15 protein-coding genes are annotated in these 21,048 nt (G+C 48.8%); 13 read left to right on the top strand and 2 right to left on the bottom strand.

Annotation, left to right across the window (positions count from 1 at the left end; genetic code table 11):
* Window positions 1-12: 12 nt before the first annotated feature.
* The 11 genes from BLA28_RS25660 (at window position 13) to BLA28_RS25710 (ending at window position 17,003) form a co-directional block, all read left to right on the top strand.
* A complete protein-coding gene (locus tag BLA28_RS25660; RefSeq protein WP_071699642.1) occupies window positions 13-918 on the top strand; it encodes a glycyl-radical enzyme activating protein in 906 nt (301 codons plus the stop codon).
* Between the two features lie 59 nt (window positions 919-977).
* On the top strand, window positions 978-3,071 hold the full coding sequence (locus BLA28_RS25665) for a glycoside hydrolase family 36 protein (RefSeq protein ID WP_071699643.1): 2,094 nt from the start codon (window positions 978-980) through the stop codon (window positions 3,069-3,071).
* Between the two features lie 19 nt (window positions 3,072-3,090).
* On the top strand, window positions 3,091-4,554 hold the full coding sequence (locus BLA28_RS25670; protein WP_071699644.1) for a sulfatase family protein: 1,464 nt from the start codon (window positions 3,091-3,093) through the stop codon (window positions 4,552-4,554).
* A 53-nt stretch (window positions 4,555-4,607) separates the two neighbouring features.
* The gene (locus BLA28_RS25675) at window positions 4,608-7,043 is read left to right on the top strand and encodes a glycoside hydrolase family 38 N-terminal domain-containing protein (protein WP_071699645.1); all 2,436 of its coding nucleotides are present in this window, start codon (window positions 4,608-4,610) and stop codon (window positions 7,041-7,043) included.
* Window position 7,044: 1 nt separating this feature from the next.
* On the top strand, window positions 7,045-8,376 hold the full coding sequence (locus BLA28_RS25680; protein WP_069157022.1) for an MATE family efflux transporter: 1,332 nt from the start codon (window positions 7,045-7,047) through the stop codon (window positions 8,374-8,376).
* 226 nt (window positions 8,377-8,602) lie between these two features.
* On the top strand, window positions 8,603-9,526 hold the full coding sequence (locus tag BLA28_RS25685) for a carbohydrate ABC transporter permease (RefSeq protein WP_207648279.1): 924 nt from the start codon (window positions 8,603-8,605) through the stop codon (window positions 9,524-9,526).
* A 61-nt stretch (window positions 9,527-9,587) separates the two neighbouring features.
* On the top strand, window positions 9,588-10,355 hold the full coding sequence (locus BLA28_RS25690; RefSeq protein WP_207648280.1) for a carbohydrate ABC transporter permease: 768 nt from the start codon (window positions 9,588-9,590) through the stop codon (window positions 10,353-10,355).
* 55 nt (window positions 10,356-10,410) lie between these two features.
* Window positions 10,411-11,826: an ABC transporter substrate-binding protein gene (locus BLA28_RS25695; protein ID WP_069157023.1), complete on the top strand. Its 1,416-nt coding sequence runs from the start codon at window positions 10,411-10,413 to the stop codon at window positions 11,824-11,826.
* Window positions 11,827-11,895: 69 nt separating this feature from the next.
* Complete coding sequence (locus BLA28_RS25700) at window positions 11,896-13,524, top strand: response regulator transcription factor (RefSeq protein ID WP_069157024.1); 1,629 nt, start codon at window positions 11,896-11,898, stop codon at window positions 13,522-13,524.
* Entirely contained in the window at window positions 13,505-15,274 is a 1,770-nt protein-coding gene (locus BLA28_RS25705; protein WP_069157025.1) for a cache domain-containing sensor histidine kinase, read from the top strand. The genes BLA28_RS25700 and BLA28_RS25705 overlap by 20 nt, the downstream gene beginning before the upstream one ends.
* A 100-nt stretch (window positions 15,275-15,374) precedes the next feature.
* On the top strand, window positions 15,375-17,003 hold the full coding sequence (locus tag BLA28_RS25710) for a DUF6259 domain-containing protein (protein ID WP_069157026.1): 1,629 nt from the start codon (window positions 15,375-15,377) through the stop codon (window positions 17,001-17,003).
* A gap of 47 nt (window positions 17,004-17,050) precedes the next feature.
* Here the strand turns inward: BLA28_RS25710 and BLA28_RS25715 are convergent, their stop codons facing one another.
* Both BLA28_RS25715 and BLA28_RS25720 read right to left on the bottom strand, forming a co-directional pair.
* Window positions 17,051-17,953, bottom strand: a complete 903-nt coding sequence (locus tag BLA28_RS25715) for a sensor domain-containing diguanylate cyclase (protein ID WP_050018608.1) — start codon at window positions 17,951-17,953, stop codon at window positions 17,051-17,053.
* Between the two features lie 123 nt (window positions 17,954-18,076).
* Window positions 18,077-18,337: a hypothetical protein gene (locus tag BLA28_RS25720; RefSeq protein WP_069409046.1), complete on the bottom strand. Its 261-nt coding sequence runs from the start codon at window positions 18,335-18,337 to the stop codon at window positions 18,077-18,079.
* A gap of 581 nt (window positions 18,338-18,918) precedes the next feature.
* Between BLA28_RS25720 and BLA28_RS25725 the strand changes: the two genes are divergently transcribed.
* Window positions 18,919-19,656, top strand: a complete 738-nt coding sequence (locus BLA28_RS25725; RefSeq protein ID WP_069157027.1) for a LytR/AlgR family response regulator transcription factor — start codon at window positions 18,919-18,921, stop codon at window positions 19,654-19,656.
* Window positions 19,657-19,664: 8 nt separating this feature from the next.
* Entirely contained in the window at window positions 19,665-20,969 is a 1,305-nt protein-coding gene (locus BLA28_RS25730) for a sensor histidine kinase (RefSeq protein WP_071699646.1), read from the top strand.
* Window positions 20,970-21,048 lie beyond the last annotated feature (79 nt).

Here is a 21,048-nt window from a genome sequence, read left to right on the forward strand (position 1 = left end):
TTGGAGGAAGAGATGACAGGAGAAATTTTTTCCATGGAGAGGTTTTCCATCCATGACGGCCCGGGGGTACGGACCAGTATTTTTTTAAAAGGCTGTCCCCTGCACTGTATCTGGTGCCATAATCCGGAAAGTCATGAGAGGGGCCCCGTACTGCAGTATCTGGAAAAAGAGTGCGTGGGCTGCGCCGGCTGTGTATCAGCCTGTCCGTCCGGGGTACACAGCTTCATAAACGGTAAGCACAGGATGGATCGTGGGAAATGTACCGGCTGCGGACAGTGCTGTCTTGCCTGCCCGGGGGATGCCCTGCGTATCCGGGGAAAAGCCTGCACCGCAGAAGAAGTGCTGCAGGTAATCGGGAAAGACAGGCCTTATTACGGGGAAGAAGGCGGCGTGACGCTTTCCGGCGGGGAACCGCTTCTACAGCCCGATTTTGCGGCGGAAATTCTGAGACTCTGCAAAGAGAGGGGAATCGGTACCTGTGTGGAGACTGCCGGGGACGTATCCCAAAAGGCTTTCTTAAAGGTAATCGCTGATACGGATCTGTTTCTGTATGACTACAAGCTTGATACCCAGGAACAGATGGACCGTTATACGGGCGGCAGCCTGAAAAGAATACGGGAAAACCTGGAGCTGCTGGCGGGGCATGGAAAAAAAGTAGTGCTGCGCTGTCCCATCATACCGGGGATCAATGATACCCGGGAGCATTTAAAGGCGATTGCAGAGCTGGCGGACAGGCTGTCCATAGCGGATACGGAGCTGATGCCATATCATGGATACGGGGAAGACAAATGGCGGCAGATCGGAAAGGAATACGCTCTTTCGGGGCTTCCCAATATGGAAAAGGAAACGGCAGATATCTGCAGAAGGCAGCTGGCCGGGCTGAGGGCTGGCTGTCATGAGAAAGGGAGAGAAGTTTGAAACAAAGTACGTTTCAAATATTGAATGAATGTCCGCTGAAGCGGACAGGGGGTATAAATATGAAAAAGTGGTATCGCGTGCAGGAGAACGGTGTCAATCTCGTTTTTCTTGTAACGGAAAATGGAGAGGTTTTCTTTGTACACTGTCAAAAGAGCGGATTTGAGGAAAAGGAAATACCGGAGGATCAGCTGGAGGGCTACCGGCTGGTACAGCTCCAGGCCGCAGGAGAGGATCAGGATGATCATCATGGGGCTAAATATACGGGGACGCTGCCCGGCTGCCGGCTCATATTTGATTCCTTCCTGGATGAAAGGAAGAAAAATGGCAGGCGGATCACCATTGCCCAAAAGGATCCCGTGACAGGCCTGCTGGTAAAAAGCTGTCTGCAGTTTACCGGGAAAGCGGCGGTGGCAGAGAGCTGGACAGTCGTGGAAAATGAAGGAAAGGAGCCTGTGGGGCTCACCTATGTATCCTCCTTTTGCCTGAACGGCCTTACCAAAGAGGTATCCCTGCCCTGGGATCAGGCCCTGTCTTTGATGGTGCCCTCCAACAGCTGGTACGGGGAATTCCAGTGGAAGCGCCATACGCTGCCCGGCCTTGGAATGTATAAGGTATTCCATTATTCTACAAAACGCCTTTCGTATTCGGCCACAGGCACCTGGAATTCGCATGAGTATCTGCCCATGGGATATGTTTCCAATGATCCGGCAAAGGAGGGCTGGTATTTTTCAATTATTCATAACGGTTCCTGGCACTGGGAAATCGGAGACAGCAGGGATCAGCTTTATCTTCAGCTTTCCGGACCAACAGAGGCTGAAAATCACTGGTATCATGAGCTGAAGCCGCAGGAAAGCTTTGAAAGCGTCCATGCCGCGGTGGCGGTAACGGCGGAAGGGTTTGAGGATGCGGCGGCGCAGATGACACAGTGGCGCCGGCTTATGAGGAGAAAGAATGAAGATGATGAAAAGCTCCCCGTCATTTTCAATGATTTCATGAACTGCCTTGGCGGCGATCCTAAGGAAGAAAAGGAATATCCTCTGATTGATGCGGCGGCTGAAATCGGCTGTGAGTATTATACCATTGATGCCGGCTGGTATGCGAACGGCTCCTGGTGGTCCCGGGTGGGCGAATGGGAACCGGCCGTGCAGCGCTGGCCGAACGGTCTTGAAACCGTCCTTTCCTATATCCGGGAAAAAGGGATGGTGCCCGGATTATGGCTGGAGCTGGAGGTGATGGGCATTCACTGTCCGATTGCCGATAAGCTGCCGGACGACTGGTTTTTTATGCGTCATAAGAAACGCGTCATCGATCATGGCAGATACCAGCTGGATTACCGGAATCCGGAGGTCCGAGCCTTTGCGGACGATGTGATCAGAAGGCTGGTGGAGGACTACGGCGCCGGATACATCAAGATGGACTACAATATTAATGCGGGGATCGGAACGGAGCGGGATGCGAACAGTGCGGGAGATGGCTTGCTTGGCCATAACAGGGCTTACCTGGAATGGCTGGATCATATATTTGCCAAATGGCCGGAGCTGATTATCGAAAACTGCGGCAGCGGCGGCATGCGCATCAATGATGCCCTGCTTTCCAGGCACAGCATACAGTCTTCCAGCGACCAGACTGATTATACCAGGTATGCAGCCATTTCGGCGGCAGCCCCGGCGGCGGTCACACCGGAGCAAAATGCCGTCTGGTCCTACCCGCTTTTTGATGCGGATGCCGAGCAGACAGCCTTTAATATGGTGAATGCCATGACCATGCGCATCCATCAGAGCGGTCATCTGGCGAAGCTTTCAGAGGAGAATAAGGCTCTTATCAAAGAAGGGATCGACTGCTATAAGTCTTACAGGCACCTGATTCCGGAATCCTTTCCCTTCTGGCCTCTTGGGATCCCATCCTTTGACGATTTACACCCTGCAGTTGGTTTTTATCAGGAGGAATGCGCTTTTCTGGCAGTGTGGAACCTGGAAGAGGAAGAAAAGGAAACCTGCCTGCCTCTACACGGTGCAAAGCACAGGCTCGCCGGTGCAGAGCTGATATATCCCGCAGCCCTGCCATGCAGCTATACCTTTGATGAGAGGGAAAATAATCTGATCGTAAAACAACCGGCCAAAAGTGCAAGGCTGTTCCGGCTTATCTATGAGTGAGGTAAGGGGAGGTATCAATATGCCGAATGTGATCCTGATTACCACCGATCAGCAGCGCTATGACACACTGGGCTGCAATGGGAATTCTTTTATACATACCCCGAATCTGGATGAACTCGCGGCACAGGGAGCCCGGTTTGAAAGGGCATACTGTACCAATCCCGTGTGTACGCCCTCCCGGGTGTCCATCATGACGGGGCAGCTGCCCTCACACCATGGTTCCTATAATATAGGAACTGTGGCGGCCGATACCTCAGGCTTTTTGAGCAGCGTCCTGACCGATGCCGGTTACCGCACCCATCAGCTGGGAAAGGCTCATTTTTATCCCTGGGACACGGCTTCTCCGGAAACGCGCAGGCCGGACGGCATGGAGCCTTTTTATGACTTTGCAGGCTTTGAAACAGCGGAGCTTTCCGTGGGACACAGCGACTGGGGCGTAAACAGCCATTATGAAAAATGGCTGGAAGAGAAGGGGATCAGAAAAGGGCGGCATATGCCGCAGCTGCAGGTGAAGCGGCTTTTTCCAAACGACCCTTATCAGACCGGGGACTGGGGAATGCCGGTAAATTGCCATTCAGGCGCATGGATCGTGGACAGGGCGGAGCATTTTCTGAGAGACAGGCCGAAGGACAGGCCTTTTTACCTAAATATCGGCTTTCAGGATCCTCATCATCCGCTGGCGGTGCCTGAAGAATGGCCTAAAATCCCGGAAGATACCATACCGGATCCGGAAGGTGCTTTCGACCCTGGGCTGGCTCATCTGAAGGCGCTTTCGGAAGGAAGGATAGAAGAAGCTTTCGGGGGCCGCTATGGCATTGCAGGAAACCAGGACACCGTGTGGAAGGATGTGCCCCTGGAAATCAGGAAAAAGGTACGCAGCTATTACTATTCCATGGTGGAGCTGTTCGACAGGCAGATAGGGGAGTTAATCGCTCTGCTGAAAAAGTACGAAGTCTTTGAGGATACGCTGCTGATGATTACCAGCGATCACGGAGATATGCTTTTTGATCACGGCCTGGGCGAAAAAGGCCCCATGGCCTTTGAAGAGGTGCTGCGGGTGCCTCTTATCATGGGGCTGCCGGGAAGAATCCGGCCTCAGACGGTCAGCGAGCCGGTATCCCTGGCAGACCTGTATCCCACGGTGCTGGATTATCTTGGCCTTTCCGCAGAAACATTCTGTGACGGCATATCTCTGCGTCCTTTGCTGGAAGGCGGTGCGATGACCAGAAAAGGCGTTCAGGCAGAGTTTATGGAGGAAAAGGATGCCATCCGTTACCGTTGTTTTATGACAAAGGAATGGAAGCTGGCGGAATATCCGGGAGAAAGCTTCGGGGAATTGTATCATCTCACGGAGGATCCCAAAGAGCAGCATAACCTATGGGCAGAGCCGGAATACCTGATGATAAAATATGAACTGCTGCGGCAGTATCTTCAGGAAATGCAGCGGCAGGAGCCTGCGGCACAGCGGCCCTGCCGGTGCTGAAAAAAAATGGCAGAAGGCCGGTGAATTTTTTGCAGGAAAAGGAGTAAGCAAAGATGGGGACAGACAGAAAAAAGTATTACATGGTCGGCTATACGCATATCGATCCCGTATGGCTGTGGAACAGGGCGGAAGGGATGCAGGAAGTGAAATCCTCCTTTATCTCCGCACTGGATCGGCTGGAAGAATTCCCGGATTTTAAGTTTATGCACACGAGCATTTCCTATCTGGCGTGGCTGAAGGAGAACTGTCCGCAGCAGTACGCCCGTATCCATAAATATGTGGAGGAAGGCCGCTGGGAAATTGCGGGCGGCATGTGGGTGGAGCCCGACTGCGACCTCCCGTCCGGAGAAGCGCTGATCCGCCATTTTTTATATGGCACGGCATTCGTAAGGGAAGAATTCCAAAAAGAAGTGACGGTGGGATTTAATCCGGACAGCTTTGGACACGGCGCCAATCTGCCCGCCATTTTGCAGGGCTGCGGCATCCGGTATTATGCGCTTTCCAGGCCGGGTAAGGGCAGTGTCAGCCTGCCGCCTGTTTTTCTGTGGAAGGCAAAAGACGGCAGCAGTGTGGTTTCCGAGAGAACCGGAGGGGAATATATGGCATGGACCAGGCCTGCCGTGGAATTTAACCTTAAGGAGAGCCGGGAGGCGCTGGAGGAAATCGATTATGATAAGATGGCTGTCTTCTACGGCGTGGGAAACCATGGCGGAGGCCCTACCATCGATAATATCCGTACTATTTATGAAATGCGCCAGGAATATGGGAAAGAGGAACTGGATTTTTCCACGCTGGAGGCCTCTTTTGAGAAGGTTGAGCCGGAACGCCTTCCTGAGGTGACGGGGGAACTGGGCCGTATTTTCTATGGCTGCTACAGCTCCGACAGGGGCATCAAGCAGGCAAACCGCAGGGCGGAATGGACGCTTCTGAAGGCAGAGGCTGTAGCGGCTATGGCGGCCGGCATGGGAATATCCTCATACCAATACCCGGCGCATAAGTTGGAAGAGGCCTGGAAGGAAGCTTTGTTCAACCAGTTTCATGATGTTCTGGCCGGAACCAGCATAGAAACGGCAAGGGATCAGGCCTGCAGAGAGTTTTCCGCCGCGATCTCCGCGGGGGAACGTCTGATTCATGACGGCGTCCAGGCTATTGCCAATGCCCTTGATACCAGAGGGGACGGCTTTCCGCTGGTACTTGTCAACCCCACGGGAAATGATTTCTCAGGCATCTTTTCCGCCGATGTGTATGTGCCGAGGGCGCAGAAAAAACCGCTGCGCCTGCGGGATGTAAAGGGAGAGGAAATTTTATACTGCGAGACCGATTATCATAATACAGCCCCGGAGAGCAGGAAGGGGATTTTGTTTGAGGCTCAGATTCCCGCCTTCGGCTATGCAGTTTACCGGGTGATTGGAGAGGGGCCGAATACGGAAAATACCCTGCCTGCCATCCGGGCATCCGAAACCTGCCTGGATAACGGAATCGTCCGCATGGAACTGGACGAAAAAACGGGATGTCCTTCCCTCATAAAAAAAGGAGGGAAACAGCTGCTGGCAGCGCCCTGCCGGGTACAGGTGTTTTATGATGACAGAGGCGCCTGGGGAGAGACGGTTTATGAGGAAAAGACGGTCGGCGTCTTTGAACGGGTCAGAAGCTATGTGGTGGAGGCGAATGCCATGCGCGCCGTATTGCGGGTGCTTCTTGCATTTGAACATTCGGAGATGCGGATTGATTATATACTGGAAAAAGGGAGCGATATCCTGAAAATGGATGTCCGCCTTCATAATATGGAGAAGCACAGACAGATAGATTTCTGCATGCCTGTGAAGGCAGAACAGCCGTCTGTCCTGACGGAGACGGCATTCCTTGCGGAAGAAAAGATTGACTGTGAAGACACAAATACGGAGCATTACCAGCACCGCTTTGCGGATGTGTCGGGAGCGGACGGAAGCGGAATTGCCATTATAAATGACAGCATCTATGCCTGCAGGCAGGTTAAAAACGAATATTGTCTGATTTTATCCCGAAGCAGCGTTTACGCGCGGGGAAAGGGCGGGCCGCTGGCTGAGGATATGGGAACCGCTTTTATGGATCAGGGAACCTGGGATTATGAGCTGCGGCTGATTCCCCATACAAAGAAAATACAGAAGCAGAGGCTGTTCACAGAGGCGGACTTTTTACATATGCCGCCGGAATATCTGGGGGACAGCAATCATACAGGAGAAAGATGGCTGCGGACCGGCTCCCTGCTTCAGATAGAAAAAGAAAATGCGGTGGTATCCTGCTTAAAGAATGGATTCCGGGATCCCGGATCGCTGGTACTGCGTATATTTGAAACGGAAGGAAAGGGCGGCAGCTGCAGAATATGCGGTATGGGAAACCAGGCGGAGGCAGCCCTTGCTCCCTGGCAGATCAAAACACTCACACTGACGAAAGAAGGCCTGAAAGAATGCGATATGCTGGAACGGCCGGCAAGGGGGCAGGAGACATAAAATGGAAACGGAGCAGCAGCTTTTTACAGGCCGGGCACTCAGGGCGCTGATCATTCCGCTGGTATTGGAACAGATTCTGGGACTGACCGTGGGGATGGCGGACTCCATCATGGTATCCAGCGCGGGAGAGGCGGCGGTTTCGGGCGTATCACTGGTGGACTCCATCAACATTCTGCTGGTCAATACTTTTATCTCCTTGTCGACGGGAGGGGCGGTAGTGGCTGCCCACCGTCTGGGAGAAAAGAAAAAAGAAGCCGCACAGAAGACGGCGGATCAGCTGTTATTATGTGTCACGGGGATTGCGCTTCTCATAACCGTATTTGCTGTGGCGGCAAATCGTTTTCTCCTTTCCGCCATTTTCGGGAAAGTGGATGAGGAGGTCATGAGGAATGCCGAAATCTATTTTTATCTGATCGCTTTATCCTTCCCTTTTATGGGTATCTATAATGCCAGCGCGGCTTTGAGCAGAGCCATGGGAGATTCCAAAATTACGATGCTCATTTCTGTTTTCATGAATGTGGTAAACATCGTGGGAAATGCGGTATTGATCCTTGTGTTCCATTTGGGAGTATACGGAGTGGCGCTTTCCACACTGTTTTCCCGCATTCTGGGCGCCCTGATCCTGTTCGGCATCATGCGCCGGGAAGACCGGGAACTGCATTACAGCCGGCGGATTACATTTGCATTCGATAAGGATATCATTAAAAATATTATGCGGATCGGCATTCCCACCGGCCTGGACAACTGTATTTTCCAGGTGGGAAAGATTCTTGTCCAGAGCCTTATCGCAGGGCTTGGAACAGTGGCGATTGCCGCTAACGCCATTGCGGGAGTGGTGGCGGGCGTGGCCGTCATTCCGGCTTCTGCCATGGGAATTGCCATGATTACGGTGGTGGGCCAGGCCGTCGGCGCAGGGGCCGCAGGCCAGGCAAAGCATTATGTGAAAAAAATGATGGGATATTCCTATCTGTTTATGGCAGTGCTGAATATTGCGATTATTTTAGGAGCAGGGCGGATCGCGGGCCTGTATCAGGTTTCCGGGGAAACGATTGCGCTGGCGGAAAAGGTTATTATTTTCCATTCCGTATGCGCCATGCTTTTGTGGCCCACCGGCTTCACCCTGCCCAACGCACTGCGTGCCGCAATGGACGCCAATTTCACCATGATTGTATCGATAGCCTCCATGTGGACATTCCGCATAGGCTGCAGTTATTTGTTTACCGTGTGTTTTCATATGGGATTGATGGGAATCTGGGCCGCCATGGGTGTGGACTGGGTTTTCCGGTCAGCCTGTTTTGTATGGAGGACCCTCAGCGGGAAGTGGCTGAGGTGAATCAGAAGGAATAGGGCCTGCCGTCATTTACCGGAGTTAGACTCCAGAGTAAATGACGGCAGGCTTTTTTGCAGTCCATTTTTTCATTATGGCTGCTTTCCGTCTACAGAAGAAAGATATGTTAATATAATCCACACATTCAAAAAACAACGGCATTGTTTGCTCCCGACTGTCCAGGTATGCTGTATTCATAAGAAAAAGAGCTTGCTGAAAGAGGAGGAGTGAAATGAAGAGGGAAAAAATGACGGTGCAGGCAGGAAAGAGTAGCCGGTACCGCAGGAAGGAAATAACGGCCGCCTATCTTTTTATAGCGCCCCAGATTATCGGGCTGACCCTGTTTGTACTGGTGCCGCTTATCTTTGCGGTAGTACTGTGTTTTTGTTCCTGGGATTTTATGAATGCACCGCAATTTGTAGGCGGTCGGAATTTCTGGAACGTGTTTGTGTTTGACGGGGACGTCTTTTATAAAACCCTTCTGAATACGGCGATTTTTATTCTGGGCATTGTTCCGCTGACTATGATATTTTCTCTGGGACTTGCTTTGCTGGCCAATCAAAAGCTGAAGGGGCTGTCATTTTATAAAAGTGCGTTTTTCATGCCCATGGTTACCTCAACAGTTGCTGTCGCCATGGTCTGGTATTGGCTGTATGCTCCGGATATGGGACTGATTAATTATCTGCTGGGATCGATTGGCATTGAAGGGCCGGGCTGGCTGGCGGATCCGGTATGGGCGAGAGTGGCGGTGATCATAATGTCGGCCTGGTCCAAGATGGGATATTATTTCCTGCTTTTTCTGGCAGGGCTGAAAGGGATTTCTTCCACCTATTATGAGGCGGCGGAAATGGACGGGGCTTCCTTCTGGCAGAAATTCAAAAGTATTACACTGCCCATGCTTTCTCCGGTAACTTTTTTCATTTTTGTGATGCTGATGATTGACGCTTTTAATATGTTTGATCTGGCTTATATCATGACACGGGGCGGCCCGATGTTTTCCACCTATTCTCTTGTTATGTATATTTATAACCAGGCCTTCCAGTATTTTGATTTGGGTTCGGCCAGTGTGGCGAGTATAGTCCTGGTGCTGTTTGCGGGTTCGGTCAGCGCCATTCAGTTTATCGTATCTAAAAGGTTGGTGAATTATGACAATTAGCAGAAGAAAACATATTAAGAACTTTTTTAGCCATCTTGTACTGATGGCAGGAGCCATCACTATGATATTTCCTTTTTACTGGATGCTTAAGACCTCCTTCCTGACTGACAGCCAGGCGCTGGAGATGCCGCCAAAGCTATGGTTTTCGTTTCCCCTATACTTTGGAAACTATAAGGAAGTTTTTGAACTTGCGGCGACGGGAAGAGCGATATGCAACAGCCTGTTTATTGCGGTGGTATCAACAGCCGGTGTCCTCTTCACAAGCTCCCTGGCGGCATTTGCCTTTGCCAAGCTTCGTTTTCCGGGAGAAAAAAAGCTGTTCGGCCTTATTTTCGCCACGATGCTGATTCCTTCACAGGTGACGCTGATACCCTTATATGTGGTTTTCAGCAAAATCGGGTGGGTGGATACCCATCTGCCGCTGATAGTACCGCAGATCATGGTTAATGCTTATGGCGTATTCTTAATACGGCAGTTCATGGTATCGGTGCCGGATTCTTACATAGAAGCGGCAAAGCTGGACGGTGCGGGATATCTGCGGATATATGCCGGAATCATGCTCCCGCTGTGCAAGCCTGCCTTGGTGACCCTGGGGATGTTTACCTTTGTGGGCAACTGGAATAACTTTGTCGGGCCTTTGATTTACCTGAATACGGAGGAATTGTTTACACTGCCCTTAATCATCAATTCCTTCCGTTCCGCTTATGCGGTTGACTGGGGACTTTTAATGGCAGGCTCCACGGTAGCTGTTCTGCCTTTGCTTCTTATTTATCTGTTTGCTCAGCGTTCCTTTATCGAAGGCATCGCGGCAACCGGATTGAAGGGATAAAATGGCTCTTTCAAAAAGAGCCGAAAAACATTAAAATATTTAAGGAGGGTTTTCAATGAAAAAGATGAGAAAAGCAGTATCGATTCTGTTGGCAGGGTGCCTTGTTCTGGGGCTGAGCGCCTGCGGGGGGACGAAGAATGCCGCGCAGGATGCGGTTTCACAGACCGCTGCCGGGCAAAAGGAGGATGGCGGCACGGCAGAACCCGCTGCGGATAACAAAACCGCGGATACCGGGGAAAAGGTGGAAATTTCTTTTTCCATGGCGGCTTATTCCAATGAAGTGGATGGCTGGACAGCCATGATTGATGAGGCAAACCGTCAGTTGGAGGCGGAAGGAAAAAATATTGCCATTAAGATCAATAAAGTGCCCTGTACCGGATGGCCGGAATATTATCAGAAGGTTATTACGCAGATGGCAGGCGGCAGTGCTCCTGATATCGGCAGGATCGCTGAATCCTATATGCCCATGCTTATCAACAAAGGGCAGGTGGTTGATCTGACGGATTATATGGCAAATGATTTCGACATGAGCCAGTATTATGAAAAAACCTTTGAAAATTCCGCATTTGCAGACGGCCGTTATTATGGCCTGCCCTCCGGCCTGAATTATTATCTGGTGTATTATAATAAAGATATGTTTGATGCGGCAGGTTTGGAATATCCATCGGCAGACTGGAACAAAGCTTCCAGCTTTGAGGAATATAAGAATATGGCAAAAGCCCTTACCGGCGGGGAAGGCGCAACAAAAACATATGGATTTTCAGCAGGGCCTTATATGGCTGCGGTTGGTATGTTTAATAAATCATTAGGCGGCAATAACGTGTTTGATGATAACGGAGCGCCTACTATGAATGACTCTGTCAGCAAAGAAGTGTATGCATGGTTCGATGAAATGCTGCGTGTTGATTACAGTATGCCCCGCCCTACAGATACAAAGGTAATGGGAGCGTTTGATATGTTCAAAGCGGGACGCCTGGGCATGATACTGGACGGAACATGGTGGCTGGGAGCTATCAAGGATATTAAGGACTTTAACGTGGGTATAGCAGCTATTCCTTCAGGAACAGGCGGCGAGGCTTTTACAAGCCAGTTCGTGGATTCCTTTGTTATCTTTAAAGGAAGCAAACACGAAGCGGAAGCATGGGAAGCCGTAAAGGCTATCATGAGCACTCCTGCTTTCCAGGCGCTGGCTAAAACCGGTGTGGGCGGTGTTCCTGTGGCAAAGGATGTTGCTAATTCGGTTATTGACGAAAGCCTGGGAAGCGCGGTAGACGAAAATGGTAAGAAATGTGCGGAGGAAGGGATGAACCATACGATTAAGGTTCCTTACAATTCTTATTACCAGGAAGCCGATCAGAAGGTAAATAACGTGATGGATGAATGGCTTTTGGGGAAAATATCCTCCGATCAGTTTGCAGAAAATGTACAGCAGATTCTCGTGGATTATGCTGCAAAAGATGCGTCTCAATAAGAAAATGTAGTTTTGGCAAAGACCCTGCAGGCTGCAGGGTTTTTACCGTCTTAATATGAAGGGGAAATCATGCACAAGGTTTTGATTGTAGACGATGACTGGCTGATTTTGGAAGATATCTGTAATCTGATACATTGGGAGAACTGTGGATTTCAGGCTCCGCTGACCGCACAAAGTGCTGGGCAGGCTTTAAAAATATTGGAAGAAATACCGGTGGAACTGGTGATTACGGATATCTCCATGCCTGAAATCAGCGGTGTGGAATTAATCCTGCAGGCAAAGCAGATCTGCCCGGATATAGTTTTTGCCGTATTGAGCAATTATGATGATTTCCTGTATGTGAAGGAAGCCATGAAGGCGGGAGCTGTGGAATATCTCCTTAAGTATGAGATTGAAAGAGAGAATCTGAAAAAGTTCCTGATGCAGATGGAAAAGGAAATACAGGCGAAAAAGCGCTCCATTCAGGAACAGGAACAGCTGTTTCAGATGCAGAAGGATGCACGTTATGACCTGGGCTGTCTTTTCTGGCAGCAGGTATATCAGGATCAACTGGATTACCGGAGGATGTATGACCAGGCCCTGCGACTGGAGATTCCTGTGAACGGGGGAGCCTGGATCCCTGTGCTCGTTGAATTTGAAGACCGGGAAAAACTGAAGGATGCGGAAGGATTATGGAAGAAGCTGGAGAATGCCGCCCTGCGTGCAGGCGGGGAATGCAGGATTTATGGAGCTCCTGTTAAGGAAGGGCTTTTATTTCTGGCAGTCTTTATCCCGGAAGTGAGTTTTCTTATAATAATTACCCTGATGACAAAGCTTTTGAATATACTGCAGGAAGTATTTACCTATATGGATATGTCTGTCTTTATGTGTGCAGGCCGGATCTGCATGCAGCTGAAGGAACTTCCGGAAGGGCTCCGCGGGATGCATGAATACTGCCATCTTCGTTTTTACCGGGGGTACAGGACTATTACGGACAATATTTCCGGTCTGGTGGAAAAAGGGGCTTTTCCGGAGGATGGCTGTAAAAAAGGTGAGTTTCCTTTTGCGGAATGGGAAGAACTTATTTCAGTCATGGCAACGGAAAGCCCGGAGAAGGTTGAGAAAAGTTATGAGGAATTCCGTCAGGCCGTTGTCCGCCAGGAGCCGCCGGAACAGATTCTGAAGCGGGAAACGGCCGGGAAGCTGCGTGATTTTCGTGAAAGCATGGAAAATCAGGAAAAAAGGCTGTCCGAACTTGAGAATGCATCCACGTGTTCCGCTTTTTTTGAACAGCTGAAAGAGATTGTCAGTGAGTGCGGTAAGGCGGTTTCCTTTCTGCAGAAGATATCCAGAAGAGAAATACGGGAAACAGTAGTATATCTGTTTCAGCATTATGAGGAAACCGTTACCTTAAATCAGCTGGCGGAGATGGCCTGCATGAGCCGAGCCTATTTCTGTAAGATATTTAAGGATGAGGTGGGAATGAATTATACGGATTTACTGAATCAAATCCGTATAGGCCATGCCATGCAGCTGCTTCAGAAAAGCAGTCTGCACACAAGGGAGGTGGCGCTTTTGTCGGGCTTCACGGATTATCGTTACTTTTGCAGGCTTTTTAAAATGATGACAGGAAAAACCTGTGGGGAATACCGGAAAAGTAGTCTGATGGAAAAAGAAGAGGGGAGAGGAGAAGGAGATAATGCCGCATATCAGCCTTAAATACAAGCTGTCTGTTTTTCTGATATTATTGACCCTGCTTCCAACTCTGACTACAGGAATTTTTTCATATCGGGTATTGCTGAAGTCCCTTACGGAAAACACGCAGAAAAGCGAAATGAGTATCCTGGAAAACCAGATGACTAATTTCGATTTGGCCATGCACAATTTTGAGACTATTCTGAATGATCTGGTCACTTCTGAGTCTACTCAGGGATTCCTTCAGTTCAGGAAAGAAAAAGAAAGTGAAATATATTATTCCGATCTTCTGCTTTTGACATCCAAACTGGACTCTTTGATAAGCCAGCGGGGAGATTCCCTGAATATGGCGGCGTTTTTATGGAATGACGGTGATCTTCCTCTGATAAGGGGAAATAGCGGCGGGATGAATCTTGCCGGGGATTATACCAAAAGGGAGCCTTTTTCCGGTTTCCTTCAGGCTGATGCTTCTATCCACTGGAAGGTATTTACAGAAGGGGAGGAGCCGGTTATCTATGCCTATCGGACTATTTATGATGCTTCTGCAAATGCAAATATCGGGGTGGCGCTGATTAATTTTACATCGGAGTATTATAAAGAACTTCTGACAAGGACGATGGATAAAGGTGCTTTTTATGTCCTTTTGGATGGAGAGGACAGAATTGTCTATACGGACGGTGCATCCGTGGAAGAGGAGGCAAAGCTGCAGGAACTGCTTTGGAAGGAGGGGGCGGGAGGCGTTCTTTCAGGGGAAAAAGGAGTAGTTTCCCTCCTTCTGGAGGATAGAACGTATCTTGTGAGCTTTGCCGAATCGGAAACCAATGGCTGGACATATTTGTATTTTAATCCTTTGACCAATATTAATGAGTCGATTCATGCCATTACCTGGCTGGTATTATTTGTTATGGCGCTCACAGCCATTCTGGCCGTGATAGCGGCTGTGGTTTTGTACCATTATCTGAATACTCCAATCGGACGGCTAAGCAAAGCGATGGCTAATATGGAAAAGGGAATTTTGGAGACCCGGGTGGATATTCCCAGAAGAGATGAATTAGGGCAGCTGGGAGATGGCTTTAATCAGATGTCGGAAAAAATCAGGAATTTAATCAGCGATATAGAGAAAGAGCAGAACGAGAAAAGAAGGGCGGAAATTCATTTCCTTCAGGCACAGATCACTCCTCATTTCCTTTATAACACTCTTAATTCTATTAAATCTCTGGCCAGGCTTAAACGTACGGAGGACGCAGCGGATATGACCACTTCTCTGATATCCCTGCTTCGGCTTGTGAACAGCGGAGACGAGATCATCACCCTGTCACAGGAACTGGAGTATGTAAAAAATTATGCGGCCATTATGTCCTTTCGGAGAAACCAGAATTTTCAAATCAGGGCGGAACTGGATGCTGGAACGGAGAACTGCAGGATTCCCAAATTCTCTCTGCAGCCTTTTGTGGAAAACAGCATTATACATGGATTTTCAGAATCAGGAATGGAAAACGGAAATGAGGAATATCAGATTCTGGTACGCGCTTATTTTGAGGAAAGCAGGCTCTGCGTTCAGGTTGCAGATAATGGCAAAGGCTTCCGGACGGAAACAATTGCGGAAAAGCCCGAGGAAAATGGGATACGGTTCAGCCATATAGGAATGGCGAATGTGGAAGAACGGATTCATCTTTACTTTGGAAAAGAGTATGGGATAAAAGTAGACAGTACTCCGGGGAAGGGAACTGTTGTTTATTTAACTCTGCCGGGTAAGGATAGTGATAATTTATGAGAAAATAGGACACACATTCCAAACAGGAGGGCCTTTGTGCGGGAAAGGGAAGCCTGTATACTGAAAAGCATCATAACAAGCAGAAAAGGAGGTTTATTCGATGCAGGATTTAAGTTTTACATTTCCAACCCCACATTTTTTTCTGAAGGGGATTGAATTTTCCATCATGATTTACACATTTCGGAATGCTTATGCCCCTGATGAGGCCGGGATGGTCGTTACACAGGAAAAGGAAGAATTGACGGCAGCCGGAAACGGGCTGTGTTTTGCCGGAGGGCAGATGAAGGTGCCGGGGTATGTAAAAGTGCATGCCAGAGCCTGTGAAAACGGGATACGGATTAAGGCGGCTGCACAGATTGACAGTTATGAAGAAGATATACGCTGCATAAAAGTTACCATTCATGGAATAGCCGAGGGGAAACTGATTAATCTTATCGATTCCAGGCCCAGAGAGATTCCGCCCGAAGGCCTGAATCTGAAATATCCGGAAGGCTGGCGCGATGTGGGAACGCCGCTTGTAATTTTACAGACAACGGAGGGAAGGCTGAACTATTACCGCTCCCTGGATACTTCAGTGAGGGATAAGCGTTTTGTTTTTGTCCGTACAGGAAAAGAGCTTGCGGCGGAATTGATTTTTGAGGAAAATGCCGCACAGATGTCGGGAAGAATAGAAACCCCGGAATGGGAAGTAGGGCAGGGAGAGAGTATGGAAGCTGTCTATGAGCCTCACCGGCTTCATGTGGAAAAAAGTTATGGTCTTGTGCCATGGGAAAAAAGGGAGGATGTACCGGATTGGGCCAGGGAAATATCACTGGTTGCCGCTGTTCATTGTCAGCATTGGACCGGTTATATATTCAATGACTATGAACAGGTGCTGGAGAATCTGAAAAAGATTTGTGAACAGGTGGAAGGACGCCGTGTGCTCGCTTATCTGCCCGGCTGGGAAGGACGATATTACTGGAAGTATGGAAATTATTCCCCGGATGAACGAATGGGAGGAAAGGAAGGCTTCCTGAAATTATGTCAGGGAGCAAAGGAGCTGGGCGTCCACGTAATGCCTATGTTCGGGATAAATATTGTGGGAACCCATTTTGATAATTATGAGGAATGGGGACTGCCTTCCGAATTCCGGGGACCGGGAGGAAATCAGTATGGCGGCAGCGTGGATTGGGATGGATCCCGCCATTACGATCATGCATCCAACCGCAATCTGAACCCGGCGGCACCCAGATGGCAGAACCGGCTGTATTCCCAGGTGACGGGGCTGATGGATGAGTATGGTTTTGACGCGGCATTTTTTGATATCGCTGCGGTATGGATGAACGATCCTAACCATAACCTTTATGACGGGGTCAAACAGCTGATGAAACGGCTGAAGGCTCATAATCCTGAACTGCTTTTATCCGGAGAGGCCTGGTACGATGGTCTTGCAGCCTGCATTCCGCTTCTTCAGTGCGGGCACACGGACGGAGTCCTGCATTGGCATGACGAAGCCTATGCGCCCATGTTTGATACCTATGCCAGGGGCTTCGGGCATCTGTGTCTTGGAGATGTATCGAGAGGGAGTACCGGGGTACATGAGCTGGGATATAACCCTATCCAAAGATGCCCGCTGAGAAAGGGAATTATCCCTACAATCACCATTGTAGACGGCACATTGGAGAAAGCGCCGTTAAAGGCCGCAGAGATATTTGCGGATGCAAACAAATATGCGGAGATGTTTCTGTAAGGATATATGTTATAAAAGGTATTAAGGCCGGGGGATAAAGTACAGAATCAGTCAGAAGTCACGCGGTTTTTCCCGGCCTTTTTCCCCTGATACATACAATGATCCGCGCGTTCCAGAATAGAGGCCGGCGTATCATCATTCCTTATCAGGGCGATTCCGACGGATACGGAGATATGCAGAGCGGTGTCTTCATGGGCAACCTCTGTGTTCAGGACCATCTGCCGGAATTTTTCGGCGATGATGGGAGCATCATAATCATTGACAACGGAATAGATCCCTACGAATTCTTCTCCTCCCCACCGGCCGATCAAATCATTACGGTTCATATTTTTCTTTATGCTGGAAGCGATATTTACCAGCACTCTGTCGCCTGTATCATGGCCATACTCATTATTGAAATGACTGAAATCATCAATATCCGCAAAAAGTACCGCAAATAAACGGCCAAACCGTTTATACTCATTTAATTTGTAATTTAAAAAGCTTTCCAGGTAACGGCGGTTCGGAAGCTGGGTGAGGGCATCATGCATGGCGATGCCGGAAAGATGTTCTACCAGATTATCTTCATAGACTGTAGGGGAATTCTGAGTAAAGATTTCAATGGCTCCCACGATTTCCCCGTTCTTTTTCATTGGAGAGATATTAACTAATATGGGAATACGGTAACCATCCTTATGCCGTACAAAAACGCGGGCCTGACGCTGTTTTCCGTCTATAATGGTAGCAAACAGAGGACAGCCGATAACGCACAGCGGCCTGCCATCCTCATCGATATGATTAAGTATGTTATCCTGACATTGCCTGCCCATGATTTCATCGGCACTGTAGCCGGTGATCCGTTCCGCTGCCTTATTCCAGAAAAGGATTCTCCGGTCAAGGTCGACGAAATAGACTCCGTCATTCAGGTTATTTATAATAGTAAGGTACAATTCATCCATTTCAAATTCCATTTTATCTGCTCCTGTATCCTGTATAATTTTATGAAAGGTAAAGATTCATTCGTACATATAAATTCGGCTGAAAACGTATAAAAGATAAGGTGCAAAATGGAAATTTTTTTCCAGCAGGAACGATTATCCTCTCAAAGCATCAATTTCCGAAATATCTTTTTCCAGCCGGCGTTCCTTTGCAACAGATACAGCCGGTGAAAGGGGCGGACGGGAATCTCCCGGACAGGCGAACTGCCGGCTGAATTCCAGATTGGCCTGTATCAGGTTATATTCCAGAAGAAACTGCAGGGTCTGGGTCAGGCATTCCGTTTGTTTGCAGTTTACATCACAGAGGTCTTTCAGTGAGTGGGAGAGGTTGAGAATATCCAGGGAAGTAATAGCCATGGCCTGCTCCTGTATTTTTCCATTTATATATTGTATTGGTGTGAAAAGAATTATGTGCATGGAAAGTGTTACAGTTCACTCCCAGCTGCCCCTCCTGCACGCGATGTCCCCTTGTCCTTTGGCTGTCGCCTGCCTGCTGGCTCACTCATTTTATCAGGCGGCGTACCATATGGATCGTCAGCTGTAGACAAAAACAGGGGCTGTTTCTAACCATTTTATACCTATACTCCGCTGCCAACGCGGCTGAACTCCTCCCTTTGGTCGTCAAACATCGCCGCTAAGGGCGGGCAGTGGAGCACAGGTACAAAATGGTAAGAAACAGCTCCCTGTTTTTGAGATACAGCTGACGATCCATATGGTACGCCGCCTGATAAAATGAGTGAGCCAGCAGGCAGGCGACAGCCAAAGGACAAGGGGACAGCGCGCAGGAGGGGCAGCTGGGAGTGAACTGTAACAGGAAGGCAGATTTAGAAAATAGTAACAATTAGGTTTTTATTGTAATTGAAAATTATCAGGTGTAAAATAAAACTGCTCCGTGAAACTTGGAATTTTATGCTGAAAGATGGAAGACGGTGCTTACAATGCCTTTTATTACGATATGTGATGACAGTCTGCAGGATTTGATGTATATGGAGAAAATGCTTTATCATTACAGGGAGAGGAATCCTGATAGTTTGTTTGCTGTTAATAAGTACTCGGATCCGGGAAAGCTGTATGCCAGGATTGAGGAAGGGGAGTATGCGGATATTTATATTCTTGATATTCTGATGCCGGATAAATCCGGGATAGAGTTGGGGAATCTGATTCGTGCCCAAAAACGTAAAAGTATTATAATGTATACTACGACATCGGTGGATTATGCGCTGGAGGCTTATCAGGTGCTTGCATGCAGGTATTTGGTGAAGCCGTTGGAAGAGGCGGTGTTTCAGGAGGCGGTGCAGTATGCCCTTATGCAGGCGGAATTGAACCGGGAACCGGTTTTCCGGATTAAAACGGCGGAGGGAGTTCTGACTTTTGCCTATTCCGGTATTTTGTATGTGGAATGCAGGCAGCGGAGTCTGTATCTTTATGCAAAGGATGGGACATGTATTCATAGTATTGTGCTGCGCAGGCCTTTTGAAAAGGCGGTGGAGGAGCTGCTTGACAGCTGGACTTTCGTGCAGATACATAAGTCTTATGTGGTAAATATGGAATATATCAGCCGGTATAAGCAGGACAGCGTCACAATGGAAAACGGACAGATACTGCCGGTCAGCCGGAACAAAGCTCCCTGGGTTAAACGGAAATATCTGGGCTTTATGACCGATAAGTACAGATAGGGGGGCGTATGTTTGATATATGGAATTATTTTCTTGGAATTTTGTTCCTGATGCTGTATCTACTTTCTTTTCTGCCGCGCAGATATTCTCTGCCTAAAACAGCTTTCTTTTGTTTGGTTGCGATAGTCCTGGATACATTGGCCTATGCGTGGAAGATTTTATATTCCGACGGATTTGGCGGGATTAATATTGTGATCACTGTGATGCAGATCCTTTTGATACAGGGGACTGTTTTTCTGGTATCCAGAAACCGGGATGCACGTGATCTGTTTATCGGTCTGAGTGCCTCTAATTATACTATGGCGGGAGGAATTGCCGGCGGTGTGGCTTTTGTTTATACGGGGAATATGGAACAAGGCCTGCTGGTTGCTTTTGCAGTGCATCTGGGTCTTTTGCTGCTTCTGATACTCAGAATCCGCAGAACTTATCAGCTTGTTCTGCAGCAGACCAACAAGGGCTGGCTGCGGCTTTGTCTGATACCGGCAATGTTTTATGGTACCTTCTGCATTATTGTATATCTTCCTGTATTCCTGGATAGAAAGCCGCAGAATATTCCTGTGGTTTTCTGTCTGTTATTTACGATGATGGTTTCTTATATCATTATATTGTCCCAGGCCCGGCAGGACTTTGAGTATGGGAAAATCATGGAACAGAATGCTGTGCTGGAGTCTTATCAGAAAGGCCTGGAGCTGGAGTGTGAGGCGATTGAGGAGGCGGAACAGAAGCTGATGGTGCTGCGTCACGATCTGCGGCATTATGCCTCCGCGGTCTATGTCCTTCTGGAACAGGAGGAATATGGGGAGGCCAAAAAACTGATTCGGGAATTGACAGGAGAGATACAGGAGGGAAAGCTGAAGCGCTACTGTGAAAATCCCACATTGAACAGTGTATTGTGCAGCCTGGCGGCAAAAGCGGAGGAATTTGGGGAAAAGGTGCAGATTACCGCGGCGGTACCCAGGGAAATTGCCCTGAGTACTATGGAACTGGCGGCAGTAACAGCTAATCTGCTGGAAAATGCCATTAACTTTGTAAGGAATAAGGAACCAGAAAAACGCAGGGTAAACCTTCTTCTGCGTTATGAACAAGGGCTGCTGATAGTGGAAACGGTTAACAGCTGTGAAGAATATGAAAAGCCGGATATTGATTTAGATGGTGTAATTCCGGATAGCGGGGAGAAAGACGGCCATGGACTGGGACTCAAGGGGGTAGCAGCTTTTGTGAGGAAATATGGGGCACAGTTTGACAGTTATTATGGAGAAGGCCTTTTTACTATCCGGATACTGGTGGATGTCAGGGAGAAGGTAAGAGGATAATCTTTTTTGCGTAAAAGAGGTGCTGTTTTGCGCAGAAAGAGAAGCGGTCAGGCTCGAAAGCCTCTGTAAGAAACAATTA

Source organism: Eisenbergiella tayi, from assembly GCF_001881565.1.
GTDB lineage: Bacteria > Bacillota > Clostridia > Lachnospirales > Lachnospiraceae > Eisenbergiella > Eisenbergiella tayi.